Source organism: Cryptosporangium phraense (genome assembly GCF_006912135.1).
Lineage (GTDB): Bacteria > Actinomycetota > Actinomycetes > Mycobacteriales > Cryptosporangiaceae > Cryptosporangium > Cryptosporangium phraense.
Map to the genome: position 1 here is coordinate 164,115 of NZ_VIRS01000017.1, position 18,585 is coordinate 182,699.

General features: G+C 72.0%; 19 protein-coding genes. 6 read left to right on the plus strand and 13 right to left on the minus strand.

Annotated features, from left to right (window positions below):
- The first annotated feature begins 1 nt into the window (after window position 1).
- Window positions 2-859: a DUF4231 domain-containing protein gene (locus FL583_RS23680; RefSeq protein ID WP_142706997.1), complete on the plus strand. Its 858-nt coding sequence runs from the start codon at window positions 2-4 to the stop codon at window positions 857-859.
- Window positions 860-885: 26 nt separating this feature from the next.
- On the plus strand, window positions 886-2,262 hold the full coding sequence (locus FL583_RS23685) for an Hsp70 family protein (RefSeq protein ID WP_170323835.1): 1,377 nt from the start codon (window positions 886-888) through the stop codon (window positions 2,260-2,262).
- Window positions 2,263-2,302: 40 nt separating this feature from the next.
- Here the strand turns inward: FL583_RS23685 and FL583_RS23690 are convergent, their stop codons facing one another.
- The 4 genes from FL583_RS23690 to FL583_RS23705 all read right to left on the minus strand — a co-directional run bounded on the left by FL583_RS23690 (window position 2,303) and on the right by FL583_RS23705 (window position 6,134).
- Window positions 2,303-2,629 (minus strand): DUF3349 domain-containing protein, encoded by a 327-nt coding sequence (locus FL583_RS23690; protein ID WP_142706999.1) that lies wholly within the window; start codon window positions 2,627-2,629, stop codon window positions 2,303-2,305.
- Between the two features lie 3 nt (window positions 2,630-2,632).
- On the minus strand, window positions 2,633-2,947 hold the full coding sequence (locus FL583_RS23695) for a hypothetical protein (protein WP_142707000.1): 315 nt from the start codon (window positions 2,945-2,947) through the stop codon (window positions 2,633-2,635).
- Window positions 2,948-2,966: 19 nt separating this feature from the next.
- Window positions 2,967-4,217, minus strand: a complete 1,251-nt coding sequence (locus FL583_RS23700; RefSeq protein WP_205752394.1) for an inorganic phosphate transporter — start codon at window positions 4,215-4,217, stop codon at window positions 2,967-2,969.
- A 267-nt stretch (window positions 4,218-4,484) separates the two neighbouring features.
- Window positions 4,485-6,134, minus strand: coding sequence for an MDR family MFS transporter (locus FL583_RS23705; RefSeq protein WP_142707002.1), 1,650 nt, complete (start codon window positions 6,132-6,134; stop codon window positions 4,485-4,487).
- A gap of 119 nt (window positions 6,135-6,253) precedes the next feature.
- On the opposite strand from FL583_RS23705, the gene FL583_RS23710 reads away from it, so the two are divergent.
- Window positions 6,254-6,850 carry a TetR/AcrR family transcriptional regulator gene (locus FL583_RS23710; RefSeq protein WP_205752395.1) on the plus strand — a complete coding sequence of 199 codons (597 nt, stop codon included), beginning with the start codon at window positions 6,254-6,256 and terminating at the stop codon, window positions 6,848-6,850.
- 42 nt (window positions 6,851-6,892) lie between these two features.
- On the opposite strand, the gene FL583_RS23715 is transcribed toward FL583_RS23710, so the two are convergent.
- From FL583_RS23715 to FL583_RS23755, 9 genes are read right to left on the minus strand one after another with little or no spacing between them, the layout of a single operon-like run.
- The gene (locus tag FL583_RS23715) at window positions 6,893-8,347 is read right to left on the minus strand and encodes a hypothetical protein (protein ID WP_142707003.1); all 1,455 of its coding nucleotides are present in this window, start codon (window positions 8,345-8,347) and stop codon (window positions 6,893-6,895) included.
- Window positions 8,344-8,898 (minus strand): RNA polymerase sigma factor, encoded by a 555-nt coding sequence (locus FL583_RS23720; protein ID WP_205752396.1) that lies wholly within the window; start codon window positions 8,896-8,898, stop codon window positions 8,344-8,346. Before FL583_RS23720 ends, FL583_RS23715 begins: the two co-directional genes overlap by 4 nt.
- 37 nt (window positions 8,899-8,935) lie before the next feature.
- On the minus strand, window positions 8,936-9,799 hold the full coding sequence (locus FL583_RS23725) for a hypothetical protein (protein ID WP_142707004.1): 864 nt from the start codon (window positions 9,797-9,799) through the stop codon (window positions 8,936-8,938).
- Complete coding sequence (locus tag FL583_RS23730; RefSeq protein WP_205752397.1) at window positions 9,796-10,359, minus strand: RNA polymerase sigma factor; 564 nt, start codon at window positions 10,357-10,359, stop codon at window positions 9,796-9,798. Before FL583_RS23730 ends, FL583_RS23725 begins: the two co-directional genes overlap by 4 nt.
- A gap of 23 nt (window positions 10,360-10,382) precedes the next feature.
- On the minus strand, window positions 10,383-11,900 hold the full coding sequence (locus FL583_RS23735) for a hypothetical protein (RefSeq protein ID WP_142707005.1): 1,518 nt from the start codon (window positions 11,898-11,900) through the stop codon (window positions 10,383-10,385).
- Between the two features lie 26 nt (window positions 11,901-11,926).
- A complete protein-coding gene (locus tag FL583_RS23740; RefSeq protein WP_170323839.1) occupies window positions 11,927-13,084 on the minus strand; it encodes a sulfotransferase family protein in 1,158 nt (385 codons plus the stop codon).
- Complete coding sequence (locus tag FL583_RS23745; protein WP_142707006.1) at window positions 13,084-13,869, minus strand: SDR family oxidoreductase; 786 nt, start codon at window positions 13,867-13,869, stop codon at window positions 13,084-13,086. The genes FL583_RS23740 and FL583_RS23745 overlap by 1 nt, the downstream gene beginning before the upstream one ends.
- On the minus strand, window positions 13,866-15,056 hold the full coding sequence (locus FL583_RS23750) for a hypothetical protein (protein ID WP_142707007.1): 1,191 nt from the start codon (window positions 15,054-15,056) through the stop codon (window positions 13,866-13,868). The genes FL583_RS23745 and FL583_RS23750 overlap by 4 nt, the downstream gene beginning before the upstream one ends.
- The gene (locus tag FL583_RS23755) at window positions 15,046-15,543 is read right to left on the minus strand and encodes a nuclear transport factor 2 family protein (protein ID WP_142707008.1); all 498 of its coding nucleotides are present in this window, start codon (window positions 15,541-15,543) and stop codon (window positions 15,046-15,048) included. Before FL583_RS23755 ends, FL583_RS23750 begins: the two co-directional genes overlap by 11 nt.
- A gap of 57 nt (window positions 15,544-15,600) precedes the next feature.
- Here FL583_RS23755 and cysD point away from each other — a divergent pair, with 57 nt between their 5' ends.
- The 3 genes from cysD to FL583_RS40305 are packed head-to-tail and all read left to right on the plus strand — an operon-like array spanning window position 15,601 to window position 18,523.
- Window positions 15,601-16,506, plus strand: a complete 906-nt coding sequence (gene cysD / locus FL583_RS23760) for a sulfate adenylyltransferase subunit CysD (protein ID WP_142707009.1) — start codon at window positions 15,601-15,603, stop codon at window positions 16,504-16,506.
- A complete protein-coding gene (gene cysC, locus FL583_RS23765) occupies window positions 16,507-18,309 on the plus strand; it encodes an adenylyl-sulfate kinase (RefSeq protein WP_142707010.1) in 1,803 nt (600 codons plus the stop codon). It abuts the gene before it with no gap.
- A 40-nt stretch (window positions 18,310-18,349) separates the two neighbouring features.
- Window positions 18,350-18,523 carry a hypothetical protein gene (locus tag FL583_RS40305; RefSeq protein WP_170323836.1) on the plus strand — a complete coding sequence of 58 codons (174 nt, stop codon included), beginning with the start codon at window positions 18,350-18,352 and terminating at the stop codon, window positions 18,521-18,523.
- Window positions 18,524-18,585 lie beyond the last annotated feature (62 nt).

The window sequence follows — 18,585 nt, forward strand, 5'->3', positions numbered from 1 at the left end:
CGTGGGGGACCAAGACCTGCCGTCGCCGTTCGCCGTCGCCGACGCCGCGTCGCTCCGCGGTCAGTTCCTGACCCAGCTCGGTACCTGGCTCCGGCTCGGTGGGGCGCTGCTCGCCGTCGTCGGCGGTGCGGCCGTGTTCTCCGAGAGCCGGTTCGCGGTCCTCGCGGTCCTCGGCTTCGCCGTCGCCCTCGGCGGTGAGATTCTCCTGCTCGTGCGACGTCCCGAGCGCGACTGGTACCACGGCCGGGCGGTCGCCGAGTCCATGCGGACGCTCGGCTGGAAGTACGCCGTGGGTGGCGCGCCGTTCGGCTCCGGCCCCTGTTCGTCCCAGCTGGACGCCCGGATCGACGCGGCCGTGCGGGTCGGGCGGGACGGCCTCGACCTGACGTTCCGGGCCCCGGCCGCGACGACGGCGATGGACGCGATCCGCGCGCTGCCGTTCGCGCAGCGTCGCGAGCTGTACGGGCGCGACCGGATCGGCGTCCAGCGCGAGTGGTACGAGTCGAAGGCCGGGTGGAACCGGCGGCAGTCCCGGCGCTCGCGGCTGGCGCTCGTCGCCGGGGAGGCGATCGCGCTGGTGCTCGCGGCCGGCCGGGCAGCCGGGGCCTGGGATCTGGACTGGTCGGCGATCCTCGCGGTGCTGCTGGTCTCGGCCGGCACCTGGGTGGCGCTCAAGCGGTACGAGGAACTGGCCGTCGCCTACGGCGTCACGCTGACCGAGTTGGGGCTCGTCGCCGAGTCCGTGCGGGACGCCACCGAGGCCGAGTGGCCCCGGGTCGTCGCCGACGCCGAGCTGGCGATCAGCCGCGAGCACACGCTCTGGCTGGCCGCCTGCGCCGACCCCGGGCATGCGCGCTGACGGCGGAACTGCCAGGGTGGTCGGTTGTGGAGAGCACCTACCTGCTAGCGGTCGACCTCGGCGTGACGAACACGGTCGCGGTCTTACGCTCACCGGCCGGTAGGTCCACTCCGCTGGTCTTCGACGGCGACACGCTGCTGCCGTCCGGCGTCCTGCTCGACCCGTCCGGCGCGGTGCTCACCGGCCGGGACGCGATCGCCCGGTCGGCCGAGTTCCCCGACCGCTACGAGCCCGCGCCCCGGTCCCGGGCCGCCGACGCCGTGCTGCGGCTCGGCGGCACCGAGACCACCCCGGCCGACCTGCTCAGCGGCGTCCTGGCGGCGGTCGGTTCGGCCGCGGCCGAGGTGGCCGGCTCGATCCCCGACACCGTGCTCACCCACCCCGTGCTCTGGCGCCGGTCGGAGGAGGGCGTCCTCCGCCGGGCCGCCGCCCAGGCCGGCTTTCCGAACGTCACGCTGCTCTCCGAGCCGATCGCGGCCGCGTCCGTGCTGCCGGTTCCGCTCGGCGCCCACGTCGTCGTGGTGGACGTCGGGGCGCGCGGGTTCGAGGCCTCGGTCGTGCGCCACGAGGACGACGGATTACGCGTGCTGACCGTCGGCGGCGACACCACGATCGGCGGCCGCCGGATCGACGCGGCGATCGCCGCCCACCTGGCCGGCACCGCGGGTCGTCAGCGCCGCGACGCCTGGCGCGCGATCGACCGTCCGCAGGATCCCGGGCAACGCCAGGTGCAGCGCGCCTTCTGGGACGACGTCCGGGCGGCCAAGGAGGCGCTGGCGTCGGCCGACCGGGTGCCGATCTCGGTGCCGGGCCTCTCCGCGAAGCAGACGCTGACCCGGGCCGACCTGGAACGGTTCGCCCGGCCGCTGGTCGACCGGGTCGGACGGGTGACCGGCCGGGTGCTGCGCGAGGCCGGGCTGCGCCCCTACGACGTCGACACGCTGCTGGTCATCGGCGGGGCCGCCCGGCTCCCGATGCTGGCGCCCGCGCTCTACCTGGCGCTGGGCGTCGAACCGGTGCTGGTGGAGCGTCCGGAGATCGTGATGGCGGTCGGAGCGCTGCGGCACACGGCCGCGCACGCCGGGGTCTCCGCGACGCGGGCGCGGCCGCCGGTGGTCGTCCCGGCCCCGCGGCGGGCGCCGTCGACCGGGGTTCCGGCGGCCGCGGCCCGGTGGGCGCGGGCCGCGACCCGGGGGATACGCCGTCCGATCGGGGCGCTGCCCGCCCCGCCGAAGCGGGCCGCGCTGACGAACTCCCACGAACCGGTCGACAGCCTGCCGGTGCTGCGCGAGCGCTCCGGACCGGCGCCCGCGCCGGCCAGCCGCTACGGCTGGGCGTTGATTCTCGCGCCGATCATCGCGCTGCTGCTCGTCGTCGCCGTGCTGGTGCTTCTACAGCACTGAGGTCCCGCGCTTCCGCGCGGGACCTCAGCCACCCAGCGACCTATTCCGGAGCGTCGGCCAACGGCCAGCCGCCGGCGGCGAGCCGGGCCGAGACCCGGGCCACGTCCTCCGCGGACGCCTCGTCGAGGGTCGCCTGGCTGATCAGCTTCTCGACGTCGTCCGTGGTGATCTCCTCACCCTGGATCGCGAGCATCGACAGGTCGGACGCGATCTGACGCACCTCGTGCTCGGTCAGCTTGCGCCGGAGCAGCCCCAGCAGGACGACGTAGTCCTGCCGCGGAACCCCGGCGGGGTAGCCGGCGCGGAGCCATTCGAGCGCGCGGGTGAGGAAGTTCGAGCGGGTCTCGTTGCCGATGGGGGTCGTCATCGATCAGCCCTTGTTCTCGATGGTCGGGTAGATGTGCTCGAAGCTCAGGACCTTCCCGAACCCGAACGCGATGATGTAGGTGATACCCAGCAACGCGATGAGTACCACCAGCGCGAAGCAGAGGATCCCGACGATCCGGCCGGCCGGGTGCGCGGCCGGAGCCGCGGTGCCGTCGGCGTGGACCTCGGCCTCGCCACCGGTGCCCCAGGCCATCGCCCGGATGCCGAACGCGAACAGCGTCGGCAGCCCGGCCCCCAGGATCAGGCCGATGAGCAGGACCTTCCAGGCCGCCTGGAGCGCAAGTGAAACGTTGTGCATGGGGGTTCGTCTCCCGGGATCAGACGGACGCGGGGGTGCGGTCGGTGGTGGTGGGCTGGCCCTCTTCCCACTCCTCGTTCACGTTGCCGGCGTGGACCGGCTTGAGCCGCGAGCGGATGTACATGAACACGGCCGCGGCCAGGAGAAGGAGGAAGACCACGATCGCGCCGACCAGGCCGCCACCGAGGATGTCGCCGATGTACCACATCACCGCGCCGACGACCGCGGCGCTGGGCAGCGTGATCACCCAGGCGGCGACCATGCGGCCGGCCACCCGCCAGCGGACCGCGGCACCGCGCTTGCCGATGCCGGTGCCGAGGATCGACCCGGTGGCGACGTGCGTGGTCGAGAGCGCGAAGCCCAGGTGGCTGGAGACCAGGATGACCGCGGCCGAGGCGCCCTCGGCGGCCATGCCCTGCGGCGGGGCGATCTCGACCAGGCCCTTGCCGAGCGTGCGGATGATCCGCCAGCCGCCGAGGTAGGTGCCGGACGCGATCGCGAGCGCACAGGCGGCCTTGACCCAGAACGGGATGTTCTCGGTGTCGGTCCAGTGCCCGGACGCGATCAGCGCGAGCGTGATGACACCCATCGTCTTCTGGGCGTCGTTGGTGCCGTGGGCCAGCGAGACCAGCGAGGCCGAGCCGATCTGGCCCCAGCGGAAGCCGGTGTCGGTGTACCGCGCGGCGACGCCCTTGACGATCGCGTAGATCAGCCAGGTGCCGACCGCGGCGATGATGCAGGCGATGACGGGGGACAGCAGGGCAGGCAGGACGACCTTGCCGACCACGCCGTCGAGCTTGCTGCCGTCGCCGTTCCAGTTGACGCCGCTCCAGCCGAGGCCGGCGATCGTCGCGCCGATCAGGCCGCCGAACAGGGCGTGCGAGGAGCTCGACGGGAGGCCGAGCAGCCAGGTGGCGAGGTTCCAGATGATGCCGCCGGCGAGGCCGGCGAGCACGATGATGAGGAGCGCTTGCCCGCCGTCGGCGGTCAGTGCTTCCTTCGGCGTGCCGTCGTGATTTTGAATCTTGACCACGGCGTTGGTGACCGTCAGCGCAACTTCGACGGACAGGAACGCACCGATCAGGTTCAAGATCCCCGACAGCGCGACTGCAGTCTTGGGCTGCAGTGCCCCGGTGGCGATGGACGTGGCCATCGCGTTTGCGGTGTCGTGAAAACCGTTCGTGAAGTCGAACCCTAACGCGACGATCACGACCAGCACGAGGACTACCGATGCAGCTGTCACGCGATCCAGATTGCGCGCGCCAACCATCAGCCATCTAGGGCCGGACGTCTGAGTCCGACCAATGTTCGCCTTCGGTTCACCTTCGTCCGGGAACTTCCGCGGACGCTGCGGAAACGACTGTTTGCCCGCGGGCGACCAGGGTTGAAACGTGGTGTTCCCTGGGCCTTCTTGCGCGCATCAGTGTGCTGACGGACACGCCGTGCCGCTGCGCGCCGGGCAGTCCACGTTCACTGCCCGGCCATCTCGCGTTCCACTTCGGACCTCCTGGCCGGGGCGCCGCGCCGCTCGGATGAATCAGCGGGGAGCCGGGGCTTCGCGGCCCTCGGTGAGGGTGGCGTCCTCGACGCCGACTCCGCCCGCCAGTTCGGCCAGCGGCGTCGCCTCCTCCGGGTCCCGGTCCGCCTTGGCCAGGTCGACGGTCGTCCGCAACTCGACCTTCGGCAGCGCGATCGCGGCGAGCACTCCCACGACGCCGATCACCGCGGCGATCAGGAAGATGTGACCGGTGGCGTCGCCGTAGGCGGCCCGGACGATCTCCTGGAACGCGGGCGGCAGCGCCTTGAGGTCCAGCGTGCTGGTGTCCCCACCGGCCGCGGAAGCGGGCACCCCGGCCGCGGCCAGCTTGGCGGTGATGTCGGTGGTCACCTTCGAAGCCAGCACCGCGCCCAGCACCGAGACGCCGATCGTGCCGCCGAGCGACCGGAAGAACGTGATCGCCCCGCTGGCCGCGCCCAGGTCCGACAGCGCCACCGTGTTCTGGACGACCAGCACCAGGTTCTGCATCGACATGCCGACGCCGGTGCCGACCAGGAACATCCCGACGCCGACGATCACCAGGTTGGTCCGGTGGTCGATCGTCCCCAGGATCGCGAACCCGGCCACCAGCACGACCGTGCCCGCGATGATGTACGGCTTGATCTTGCCGGTCGCGGTGATCAGCCGTCCGGCGATCGTCGACGAGAGCAGGACGCCGGCCATCATCGGGATCGTCAGCAGGCCGGCCTCGGTGGGGGAGTACCCGCGGCCGATCTGGAAGTACTGACCGAGGAAGACCGCGCCACCGAACATCGCCATGCCGACCGCCAGGCTGGCGACGATGGCCAGCGCCGGCGTCCGCTGGACGATCACCCGCAGCGGCACGACGGGTTCGCGCACCCGGCTCTCCACCCAGGTCGCGAACGCCAGCACGGCCAGACCCGCGAGAACCATCACCGCGGTCGGCCACGACAGCCAGTCGAACGACGAGCCGACGAACGTCACCCAGATCAGCAGGATGCTCACGCCGCCGGCGATCAGGAACGCCCCGGCGTAGTCGATCGACACGTCCGCGCGCTTCACGACCGCGAGGTTCAGCGTCCGCTGCAGGACGGCGAGCGCGACGATCGCGATCGGGACGCCGATGAAGAAGCACCAGCGCCAGCCGAGCCAGTCCGTGTCGACGATCAGGCCGCCGAGCAGCGGGCCGCCGACCGTCGCCAGCGCCATCACCGCGCCGAGGTAGCCGTTGTAGCGGCCGCGCTCGCGCGGCGGGATCATCGCCGCCATCACGACCTGCACCAGCGCCTGCAGACCGCCCATGCCCAGGCCCTGGAACGCGCGCGCGGCGATCAGCTCAGCGGCGTTCTGCGCGAAACCGCAGATGATCGAGCCGATCACGAAGATCGTGATCGCGATCTGGACCAGCAGCTTCTTGCTGAACAGGTCGGCGAGCTTGCCCCAGATCGGCGTGGTCGCGGTCGCCGCGAGCAGCGACGCGGTCACCACCCACGTGTACTGCGACTGGCTGCCGTTCAGCGCGCCGATGATCGTCGGCAGTGCGGTCGAGACCACGGTCGCGCTGGTCATCGCGACGAACAGCACCAGCAGGAGGCCGGAGAGGGCCTCCAGGATCTGCCGGTGGGTCATCGCCTGGTTCTGCGGGGGTGAAGCGGTCGGCGCGGTCATCGGCGCGCGTCCTCCAGAATCTGGGCCCTTGCTTGACTGATGCAACCGCACGATACCTTCTCAACGGGAAAACTTGCACGCTGGGCAAGATCGCCGGAACGCGCGCTAAGCTCACCGGCGTGGACGCCCCGGAAGGACTCCGCGAGCGGAAGAAGGCCGCCGCGCGACTCGCGCTGCACGAGGCGGCCGTGCGGCTGGCCCTCGAGCACGGGCTCGACCACGTCACGACCGAGGCGATCGCCGACGCCGCCGACCTGTCCCGCCGGACGTTCTCGAACTACTTCGCCAGCAAGGAGGACGCGATCCTCGACGGCGACGTCGTCCGGCTGCAGGACTGGCTGGCGGCGCTGCGCGACCGGCCGCCGTCCGAGCCGCCCTGGCGCGCGCTGCGCGCGAGCCTCAACTCACTCACCGATCGCTGGCTCGACCCCGACCTGGCCCGGGTCACCGCGATGCGCGCGCTGCGTCAGCACCCGTCGTTGCTGGCTCGCCAGTCGGCGATCTACGGCGCGTTCGAACGCGACGCGGCCGGCGTGCTGCTGGCCCGGTCCGGTGCGCACGCTCCGGACGACCGGCGGGCGGCCCGGGTGCAGGCGGCCGCGTTCCTGAGCGGGCTCCGCGTCGCGATGAATCTCTGGGTCGAGGAACCGGACGTCCACCACCTGATGCCCACGCTCGACCAGGTCCTCGACCAGCTCGGCCGCGGGTTCGAGTGACCGATCGGCCCGGCCGGGGCGCACGCCCCGGCCGGGAACCGGTCACCGAACCGGCGTGAAACCGGTCGCGGTGCGGGTGAACCGCTGCGGCGCGGCGCCGGGTGACGTCTCCACCTGGAGCTGATTCGCCTTCAGGTCGACCTTCGGACCGGGCCCGCTGCCGACCAGCTCGACGAGCGCTGCCGGACCGGGAAACACGTCGGGCTGCCCCAGGAACGCGACGATCGCGTAGGTGAGCTGATCCGTCCGGCCCGGCTCGGTCGGCCGGATCCGGATGACGACCACCGCCGACTCCGGCATCGCGGAGTCCGCCGGCACGTGGACGACCGGGAACGCCCGCGTATCGACCTCGAACTGCAGCGGCCACTGGTCGTCCTTGGGCAGCTGGGCGACGCCGTTGACGAAGTGCGCGATCGGCCCGCCTCCGCCCGGGCGCCCGGCCGTGATCACCGGCCGCTTGCTGACGTCCAGCGGCAACTCCCAGTCCCCGTTCGCGAAGTCGACGTCCCGGATCGACGACGGCGCCGGAACCACCGCGGACTTCGCCGGTGCCGGCAGCGCGGCGAGCGGCACGACGGCCGGATCGAACGACGCCGCCGGCACGTCGCCCGGCTTCGCGGACGCCCCGAAAGCGAGGAACGTGCTCTCCACCGTCCCGGTCTTCACCGCCATCACCGCGCCGCTCTCCGGGTTGACCAGGATCCGGTCGGTGACCCCGCCGACCGTGAACCCGATGCCGGGCGAGTGCCGTCCCCGCCCGTCCACGCCGTCCCGGACGAGATACGCGCCGGGAATCCGGGTCGCGACGTCGTACACCCACCCGCGGATCACCGGACTGGCCTGACCACCCAGCTTCAGCATCTGCGCGACCGCGGCCGACATCCGGAACGTGCCGTGTCCGTCGCGGTCGGCCTTCTCCAGTGCGGCCAGCAGGTCCTCGGGGCGCAACGTGCGGGCGGCCAGATCGAGCAGCTGGTAGTTCGGCCGTTCGATCATGGCCTGGAACACCGTCGTCTTCGGTGTGCCGGCGGGCAGGTCCACGTACGGGCGGAGGTCTCCGCTGCCGGTGCGGCCGAAGCTCTGCTTCTGACCGTTCGCCGAGTACCAGGACTCGCGGGTCGAGCCGCCGGAGGCCTCCCGGACGTAGATGAAGTCGTCCGGCCGGTAGCCGGGCAGCTGCCAGTCCCGGCCCTCCCGGTTCGAGGCCGCGGCCAGCAGGCTGCGCAGCTCGGCCAGCGACTTCGGGCCCGACCCGGCGGGTGTCACCGAGTTCGTCTCCCGGCCGAGGAACAGGCTCACTCCGGCGGTCAGGGCGACGACCAGCACCAGGGCGGCGGCAGTCAGCAGCGGGACGGCCCAGCCGCTGTTCCGGAACGTGCGGCGCGTCGTCAGCTGCGAGAGCAGCGCGTCCCGAGGTACCCCGGGCTCACGGTCGGCCGGTGCGGCCGGCAGCAGGGCCGCGACCTCGGCGATCTCGGCGTGTTCGGTGGTGTTCATCGGGCCTCCTGCCGGGCCGGCGCAACGGTGTCGCGGAGATGGGCGCGCGCCCGGGACAGCCTCGAGCGCACGGTGCCGATCGGGATGCCGAGCGCTTCGGCGGTGGCGGCGTAGTCGAGCCCGGCGTAGACGCAGAGCGCGACGACCTCCCGCTCGGGCCGGCGCAGGGTCTCGAGCGCGGCCCGGACCGCGCGCCACTGGTCGAGGTCGTCGAGGTGCCCGACGAGCGCCTCGGCGAAGTCGGGCTCGGCCGGAACCCGCGGCAACCGGGCCAGCGCCGCCGCGTGGCGACGCCGGGCCCGGGCGGTGTTCCGCACGACGTTCGTCGCGATGCCGAGCAGCCAGGGCAGCAGCGTGCCGCCCTCGGCGTCGATGCGTTCCCGGCACCGCCAGGCCTCGAGGAACGTCAGCGAGACCGCGTCCTCGGCACCGGTCCAGTCACCGAGTAATCGGTAGGCGTGGTTGTAGACGGGGCGTGCGGCCGAGTCGAACAGCTCGCCGAAGGCGGCCGAGTCCCCGGCCCGCACGCGTTCCCGCAGAGTGGTCGTCACGCCCTACTTCTGTCCACAGCCCGGGCACAGTTCCGACTTATTTTGCCGGTGGCACTCCGGCGTACGGAACCAGGGCGGTGGAGACGATCGCCGGCCCCGGTGGGCCGCCCGACGCCCCGTCCGATTCGGCGAGCAGCGACCCGTCGTCCGGATCGATGAGGATCACCTGCCGACCCAGGGTCAGCGCCGTGCCGGGCCGGCCGACGGCGTCGGAGACGCCGGTCCGGACGGTCACGCCCGGCACCCGCAGGGCCGCGCGGTAGAGCCAGGTGCGGACCGCCGGTGACGCCAGACCGCCGTTGCGCAGCATCAGCCGGACCTTGGCGAAGATCGCGTCGTTCCCGGACGCGGTTCGGCGGAGCTCGGCGTAGAGCGCCTCGTCGCCGTTCCCGCGCAGGCCCTGCGCACCCGACATGTACGTGTAGGTCGGGTACTTCACCGCGCTGACCACGTTCTGCGGTGCCCCCGCTTTCCACTGCGTGAGCAGCGGATCGGTGGTGCGCAGGCCCTTCGCGTCGAGGATCGCGCCCCGGCTCCCGCCGCCCTCGTTGACCCAGATCTCGGTCGTCCCGGCCGGGTCGGTGCCCGGTGTCGTCCGGGTCTGCACGTAGACGAAGTCGCTCGGGTTGAACCCCAGTTCCCGCGGCTTCACGGTCCGGTCGACGACGTCGAGCCGGGCGCGCAGGTCCTGGATCGGCTTCGCGTCGGCGACCGGCGCGGGCGGGTCCGACCGCAGGCCGGCGCCGGCCAGCGCGGCGATCGCGACGGTCGCGGCCACCGCCCCGGCGGCCAGCGCGGGCACCAGGAACCGGCGACGCCGCGCTACCGGCTCGGTGCGCGTGATCTCGGCCAGCAGGGCCGCCCGCCGCTGGTCGGCGTCGGGGAGCGGACAGTCGATCACCACGCCTCCTCGTGCGCGGCGACCGGGGGAACGGCCACGTCCCGGAGCCGGGCCCGGGCCCGGGACAGCCGCGACCGGACCGTGCCGACCGGGATGTCCAGCGCCTCGGCCGTGGCGACGTAGTCCAGCTCGGCGTAGACGCAGAGCGCGAACACCTCGCGCTCGGGGCGGCGCAGCGCGCTCAGCGCCTGCTGGGCGGCCCGGGCCGAGTTCAGCACGTCGATCTTGTCGGCGACCTCGTCGGCGAAGTCGGGCTCGTCGCGCGGCTGGGGTAACCGGTCGAGTGCGGCCGCGTGCCGCCGCCGGGCCCGAGCGAGGTTGCGGGCCACGTTCGTCGCGATGCCGAGCAGCCACGGCACCAGCGGCCCGCCCTCCGGCTGCACCCGGTTCCGGCCCCGCCAGGCCTCGAGGAACGTCAGCGAGACCGTGTCCTCGGCCGCCGACCAGTCGCCGAGCAGCCGGTAGGCGTGGTTGTAGACGCGTCGGGCCCCGACGTCGAAGAGCTCGCCGAACGCGGCGGGGTCCCCGGCTCGGACGCGGTGGCGCAAGGATGTCGTCACAGGTGAAGTCCTATCGGGGGTATTCACTTGGCGGGGGCGAAGCCGAGGCCGCTACGGGTGTACTTCTGCGGGGTGGCCCCGGGGTGCTCGGCGATCGAGAGCGTGTCGCCGTCGGTGGTGACGACCGGGCCCGGGCCGTTCCGGACGATCAGGACGATCGACTGCGGCCCCGGGAACAGCGGGCCCGGCGCACCGGAGAACAGGATCACCGCGTACTGCACGTCGGGCAGCGAGGACGTGATCGCGATCGTCACGACCGCGCAGTCGGCGCCCGGCTTCTTGGCCGCGTCCTCGTACTTCGGCCCGGTCGTCGGCCAGACGCCGTCCAGCTGGGCCTGGTTCGGCGTCAGGTACACCGGCTTGCCGATCGTCAGCTCGAGCTTCTTCCCGCGCTCGGTCAGCGTCACCCGGCCGTCGCGGAAGTCGGCGACCGGCCCGCCGGAGCCCGAGTCGAGGCCCGCGTCGACCACCGGCGCTCTCGAGACGTCGATCGGCACCTCGAACTTCAGGTTGCGGACGTCGACGTCACGGATGTCGGCGGCCGGATCCCAGCTCGGCTTGCCCTGCGATACCTCGGGGACCTCGCTGGGCGACGGCGGTGGCGTGGCCTTCCGGATCGTCGTCGCGCCGACCTTGTCGACGATCCCGCCGAGCGAGATCGCGTCCGGCTTCCCGCCGGCCGGCAGCACGCCCTCGTAGCGCAGCGCGCCGGACGCCGGGTCGAACGCGATCATCTGCCGTCCGTAGGTGATCGCGGCGACGTGTTTCCCGGTGACGTCGACGACGTCCGGGTCGAAGCCGGCGCCGGGCACGAGCGCGGCCGCGTGGTAGAGCCAGGCCGCCGTCGGGGGTTCGGCCACCCCGGCCACCTGCAACAGCCGGCGGACCCGTGCGAAGACGTTCCCTTCGGGGTCGCCCTTGTCGTTCTTCGTCGCGTGCCGGATCGCCTCCAGCAGGTCGAGTGGCCCGGAGCGGCCCGCGTACGGATCGATCTTCGAGTACGTGGGCTGTTCGGCGGCGGTCTTCAGCGTCGACAGGATCAGGTTGCCGGTGACGCCGGACGGCTCCTCGGACATCGGGCCGCCGTCGATCCGGATGCTCGTCGTGCCGTGACCATCGGCCGGGAACCACTGCTCGCGGGTCGCGAGGGCGCCACCGGCCGTCCGGACCCGGGCCTTCGTGTAGACGTAGTCGGAGTCGGGCTGGGACCAGTTCGGGGCCCGGTACGACTTCACGGCCTTGTCGACGCGGGCCAGCAGCCCGTTCAGGCTGTCGTCGCGCAGCGCCGGGCGGGTCGGGGACGGCGCCCGGGCCGGGGCAGCGGTGGTCGTCGGGCGCCCGTCGGTCCGCGGCTCGAGCACCACCGCGCCGAGCACGACCGCGGCGACCGTGGCCGCGACCGCTCCGGCGGCCAGGAACGGGGGCAGCAGCCGACCGGTGCGCCGCACGGCCGGGGCTCGCTGCAGCTCCCGGAGGAGCGCGGCCCGGCGCTCGTCGGCGCCGGGCAGCGGAGCTTCACGGGCTGGCGGTGTGGTCGTCACACTCCTTAGCTGTCCACAGGAGCCACTCAGGTTCCGTGCGCGGACAGGTATTCCGTGAATCGCTCGTCGACCTCGGACGCGGTCAGCCCGAAATCGTCGAGCGTGTAGCGGTGTGCCGGACGGCGGGCGCCGGTGCGGCTCTCGGCGTGGATCTCGTCCATCGCGGTGCGGGCCGCGTCGGTGAGCTCGAGGCCGAAGTGCTCGTAGACCCGCGTCGCGGTGCCGAGCGGATCGGCGACGAACTCCTCGTACTCGACGTCGAAGAACTGGGCCGGGTCGTAGCGGGTCCGGTCGGCCCGGAACCGGTCGAGCCCGCGGGCCCACAGGTCGAGCTGATCCCGCCCCACCACCGAACCCCGGAACACCGTCGACCAGCCCTCGGTCGCCGCCTCGGCCAGGCTGCACACCGACGCCATCGCGGTCCGGGGCGCCCGGTGGGTCTGGATCACCAGCGCGTCCGGATAGGCGGCGAACAGCGCGTCGAGCGCGAACAGGTGACTCGGGTTCTTCAGCACCCAGCGTTTGCCGGCGTCCGGCAGGCCGATCAGCTGCAGGTTCCGCCGGTGCCGCCGGTACGCCGAGCCCCAGTCCTGCCCGGCCAGCCAGGCCGAGTAGCGGGGCAGGTGGGCCAGGCACTCGAACGAGATCGACTGCATCGACTGGCGAAGCAGCTGCCAGCACTCCTCGACCTGGTCGGCCGACATGTAGTGCAGCCCCATGAACTCCGGGTGCTCGACGTGGTGCTGCTCGAACGCGCTCGACAGCCGCTGGTAGAGCGGATCGGCGGCCCAGGTCTCCCGCGGCGGCCGGGGCTGCGGCATCTCGGTCAGCCACATCTCCAGCCCCTGGTGGGCCGGGTCGGCGGTGAGCAGACGGTGCAGCGCGGTGGTGCCGGTGCGGGGGAGACCGGTCACGAAGATCGGCCGCTCGATCGGCACCTTCGCGTACCCCGGGTTCGCCGCCCAGGACGCTTCCGACAACAGCCGGGCCACCAGCGCGCCCCGCAGGAACGCCCGGGTGACCGAGAAGCCCGCCGGGGTCAGCGCGGCCTCGGCCGCGTACGACTCCAGCAGCACCTGCAGGCCCTCGAGGTACTCGGAGTCCCCGAAGTCGGTGAGGCCGGTGATTCTGGTGGCCGAGGCGTGCAGGTCCTCGACCGTGCCGACCTTGTCGCGGACGACCATCAGTGGTGCCACTCCCCACAGTTGACGTCGAGACACTGGCCGGTGATCGCCCGGGCCATCGGCGAGGCCAGGAACACCACCGCGTCGGCGATCTCGTCCGGTTCGGGCAGCCGGCGCAGGTCGAGCTCGGCCGCGGTCTCGTCGTAGACGTCCTGCTGGGTGATCCCGCGCTGCTCGCCGAGGTAGCTGAAGTACCACTGGAGGTTCGGCGCCCAGATGTAGCCGGGCGCGACCGTGTTGACCCGGATGCCCCGCGGCCCGACCTCGGTGGCCAGGCTCTGCGACATCGCCAGCAGGCTCGCCTTGGCCATCTTGTACGGCCCGAACGTCCGCCGGGAGTGGCGCAGCACCGCCGAGTTGATCATGACCACCGACGCCTCTCCGGCCGATTCCAGGGCGGGGAGGAACTTCCGGGTCAGGGCCAGCGTCCCGAGGACGTTCGTCTCCAGGCCGCGCCGCACGTCCTTCAGGTCGACGTCGGCGAAGTCGGCCAGCGGGGGGATCGCGAACGCGTTGTTGACCAGCACGTCGGCGCGGCCGAAGGCCGAGAGCGTGGTCTCGACCAGCGCGGTGGTCTCCTCGTCCGACCGGATGTCGGCCCGGACCGTCACCGCCCGGCGGCCGAGCGCGGTGACCTCCTTCGCGACCTCGGCCAGCCGCGACTCGGTGCGCGCGGCCAGCACGACGTCGGCACCGGCCGCGGCCGCGCGCAGCGCGATCGACCGGCCGAGGCCCGGCCCGATCCCCGACACGACGACGACCTTGTCGTCGAGAAGACCCGTCATCCGAGCATCCGTTCCGCGGTGGCGGCCTGCCGGACCGCGATGCGATCGGCCCACGCCTCCGGCGTGATCCGCTGGTCCTCGTAGTAGGGGACGTGATCCTTCAGCTGTTCGACGGGTACCAGCTCGACGCTCGGCCCGTCGGCCGCCGTCATCTCGCGGGACACCCGCTGCCAGCGGATCTGGACGAACCCCCGGTCGTGGCCGGTGCGCTCGATCCAGTTCGTCAGCCCGGGGTCCCGTTCGCTGATCACGAACCGGATCAGCCCGTCCGGGTCGGCCTTCGCCTGGTCGGTGGTGAGGCTGGTCTGGTGGTTCGCGTAGTCGAGCGAGACGTACCAGCGGCTGCCCAGCTGCAGGCCCTGGTAGGGCGCGTCCGACTTCGGCACGGTGACGACCATCGCGACGTCGTCGGGTAACTCGTAGTGCCCGACCGACGAGTACTGGGTGGAGAGGCCGCCCGGCGTCAGGCGCGGCTCGGTCAGCGTGTTGACCGGCAGCTTCAGGTAGAACCACTCCGGGAACTGCAGCCAGGTGCGCAGCCGGGAGATCAGCATCTTGCCCGCGACCTCGTAGCGCTTGCGCATCTGCCCGGGGCCGATCGGCTCCGGCGCGTGCCCGAGCGTGTCGACGCGGTGGATGCGGATCTCGCCGCGCTTCTCGGTCGCCCAGTCGCTGTAGACCTCGCGGACCGCGAGCATCGTCGCGCCCGGGGCGAGCGTCACGTAGTTGCGCGCGGCCGGGCCGGGGCCGAAGCGCACCTCGAACGTGCCGTCGTCGGCGATGTCGATCGAGCGGTCGTCGAACGCCGACGGGCTGTCGGGCACCTCGGCGGCCGAGTAGTCGCCGGACAGCACCTGGAAGCTGAGGTCGCGGGTGCTGCCCCGGCGGCCGGTGACGACGTACTCGGCCTCCGGCCGCAGGTTCGCGTGGAAGTAGAGCGTGTCCGGGTTGTCGAGGCCCATCTTCGTGTACGGCCCGGTCGACTGCGCGAAGAACGGGAACTCGCGGTCGTAGGCCCAGGCCATGTGCAGCGACGCCTTGATGCTGCCGGCCAGGTAGTCGTACCCCTCGAGCAGGTCCTGCTCGGTGCGGACGTGGGGCGCGTCCGCGATGATCTTCTCGGCCTCGGCGATCGCGTCGGCGAACGGCTGGGTGAAACCGTAGAACTCGTTCTGATTATTGGTCAACGGTGGCCCACCTGTTCGACGTCAGCCGGAACTTGGGCAGGTCGTCCAGCGAGAGCGTCGCCTCGTAGGTGCGGTCGTACCCGGTGCGGCTGATCCGCCAGGCGCCGTCGGCCTCCCGGCGGTACGTGTCCTGGTAGAACGCGGCGCCCTGGATCACCAGCTGGTACTCCGGCGCGATGATCAGGTCGGTGAACGCCCAGGTGCCGGCCGCGGTGTCGCCGTTCACGGTGATCTCCGGCTGCCCGGCGGCGTGAACGCTGATCAGCTGCGGCCCGAGGTTCTCGCGCATGAACCCGAGGATCGCGGCCCGGCCCTCCAGGAGGAGCCGGTCGCCCATGGCGGGCGTCCCGTAGTCGGCGACCGCGTCCTCGGTCAGCGTGTCGGCGAGGCCGTCCCAGTCCTTCTGGTCGACGCTGCGCAGGTAGCGGTACTTGAGCTGGCGGAGGTCCTCCAGCGTGAGCAGGTGTTCCAGCGTGCGGCTCTCCATGGGCTCAGCGTGCCGCTTTCCTGGATTTCGCACAAGAACCTGTTCTACTTTGAGGCCATGACCGTGTCCTATGAGCTGACCCATCTGCAGGGCCTGGAAGCCGAAGCGGTCCACATCGTCCGGGAGGTCGCGGCGACGTTCGAGCGTCCGGTGCTGCTGTTCTCCGGCGGCAAGGACTCGGTCGTGATGCTGCACCTGGCGACCAAGGCGTTCTGGCCCGCTCCGGTGCCGTTCCCGGTGCTGCACATCGACACCGGCCATAACTTCGACGAGGTTCTGTCCTTCCGGGATCTGGCCGTCGAGCGCGCCGGCGTCCGGTTGATCGTCGGACGGGTCCAGGACGACATCGACTCGGGCGCCGTCGCCGACGATCCCGTCGCCGGGCGCAACCGTCTCCAGACGACGACCCTCCTGCGGACGATCGGCGAGCACCGTTTCGACGCGGTGTTCGGTGGGGCTCGGCGGGACGAGGAGAAGGCGCGCGCGAAGGAGCGGGTGTTCAGCTTCCGCGACCGGTACGGGCAGTGGGACCCGCGCGGGCAGCGTCCCGAGCTCTGGAACCTCTACAACGGCAGGCACAAGCCCGGCGAGCACATCCGGGTGTTCCCGCTCTCGAACTGGACCGAGCTCGACATCTGGCGCTACATCCGGGACGAGGGCATCGAGCTGCCGCCGCTCTACTACGCGCACCGGCGTCCGGTCGTGGCCCGGGACGGGATGCTGCTGGCCGTCACCCGGTTCCTTCCACTGCTCGCCGGTGAGGAACCGGTTTCCTCGCTCGTTCGATTCCGCACGGTCGGGGACGCGACCTGCACCGGCTGCGTGGAGTCGGCCGCGGCCACGCCGGACGACGTCGTGGCCGAGGTGGCGGCAACGCGGGTCACCGAGCGCGGCGCGACCCGGGCCGACGACCGCATCTCCGCGGCCGGCATGGAGGACCGCAAGCGGGAGGGCTACTTCTAAATGAAGTCATTGCGGATCGCGACCGCCGGTTCGGTCGACGACGGAAAGTCCACGCTGGTCGGGCGGTTGCTGTACGACTCCAAGGCGACGTTCACCGACCAGCTCGCCGCGGTCGAGCAGGCCAGCCGCGACCGGGGCGAGGAGCTGAACCTCGCCCTGCTCACCGACGGCCTGCGGGCCGAGCGTGAGCAGGGCATCACGATCGACGTCGCCTACCGCTACTTCGCGACGCCCAAGCGCTCGTTCGTCATCGCCGACACTCCGGGGCACATCCAGTACACCCGGAACATGGTGACCGGGGCGTCGACCGCGGACCTGGCGCTGATCCTGGTCGACGCGTCGCTGGGGCTCACCGAGCAGTCCCGGCGGCACGCGTTCCTGGCCAGCCTGCTCGGCGTCCCGCACGTCGTGCTGTGCGTCAACAAGATGGACCTGGTCGGGTACACGGCCGAGCGGTTCGAGCAGATCAGCGCCGACTTCGAGCGGTTCGCGGCCCGGCTCGACGTCCACGATCTGTCGGTGATCCCGGTCTCGGCGCTGCACGGCGACAACGTCGTCCACCGGAGCGCGGCGATGCCCTGGTACGAGGGGCTGCCACTGCTGCACCACCTCGAGCAGGTGCACGTCGCCTCCGACCGGAACCTGATCGACGCCCGCTTCCCGGTGCAGTACGTCGTGCGGTCGCCGAGCTTCCGCGGGTACGCCGGCACGTTGGCCGGCGGCGTGATGCGTCCGGGTGACGAGGTCGTGGCGCTGCCGTCGGGGTTCACGACCACCGTCCGGGCGATCTGGGCGCCGGGAGGCGTCCGCCTGGACGAAGCGTTCGCACCGCAGGCGGTGACCCTGCAGCTCGCCGACGACCTCGACGTCGGGAGGGGAGACCTGCTGTGCCGGCCGGGAAACCGGCCGCACGTCGGGTCCGACCTGGACGCGATGCTCTGCTGGTTCGGCGAGCGCAGCGGGCTGTCGGTCGGTGGGCGGTACGTGCTGCGGCACACGACCGCGGAGACCCGCGTGCGGGTGACCGCGCTGGAGTACCGGCTGGACGTGAACACGCTGCACCGGGATCCGGACGCTACGGACCTCACGCTCAACCAGATCGGACGGGCGCGGCTGCACGCGCAGCGGCCGGTGCTGTTCGACGCGTACCGGCGGAACCGGGCGACCGGTGGGTTCATCCTGGTGGACGAGGTCTCGAACGAGACGGTGGCGGCCGGGATGATCACCGGGCCCTCGGTGCGGTCGTCGTCGGTGTCGTGGCACTCCTCCGGCGTGTCTCGATCGGACCGGTCGTCGTCCGGCGCGACGGTCTGGCTGACCGGGCTGCCGGCCTCGGGGAAGTCGTCGGTGGCGGTGGAGCTCGAGCGCCGGTTGGTGGCCGCCGGGCGGCCGGCGTACCTGTTGGACGGCGACAACCTGCGCCACGGACTGACGTCCGACCTGGGCTTCGGTCCGGCGGACCGGTCGGAGAACGTCCGCCGCGTCGGTGAGGTCGCCAAGCTCTTCGCGGACGCCGGAGTGGTGGCGGTGGTGTCGCTCGTGTCGCCGTATCGTGCGGATCGGGACGCCGTCCGGGCGCTGCACCGGGCCGCGGACCTGCCGTTCGTCGAGGTGTTCGTGGACACGCCGGTCGAGGTGTGCGCCGAGCGGGATCCGAAGGGGCTGTACGCGCGGGGGGAGCCGGGGCTGACCGGGGTGTCGGCCCCGTACGAGCCGCCGCAGGCGGCCGAGCTGGTGCTACGCCCCGCCGACGGCGACCCGGTGACGACCGCCGGGCTCATCGCGGAGCTGCTGACCGGCTGATCACACGTGCGGTCACACGGTTTCACCCGATTCTCGCCGGGTGAAACGACTACTGCTCCTGGCCGCCGTGATCCCGATCCTGCTCTTCGGGACGCCGGCCGCGGCCACTGTGCCCACAGCGCCCACCGCGACGCTGTCCGCCGTCAGCATCACGTTCACGACCGGCGACGATGACAAGAACGGCAAAACGCTGCTGCTGATGCAGCTGGTCTAAAGGGTGTCACCACCGCGGCCGATCTGCGAACCGGGTACTTCTAGCTGGCGTTCCAGCCCCCT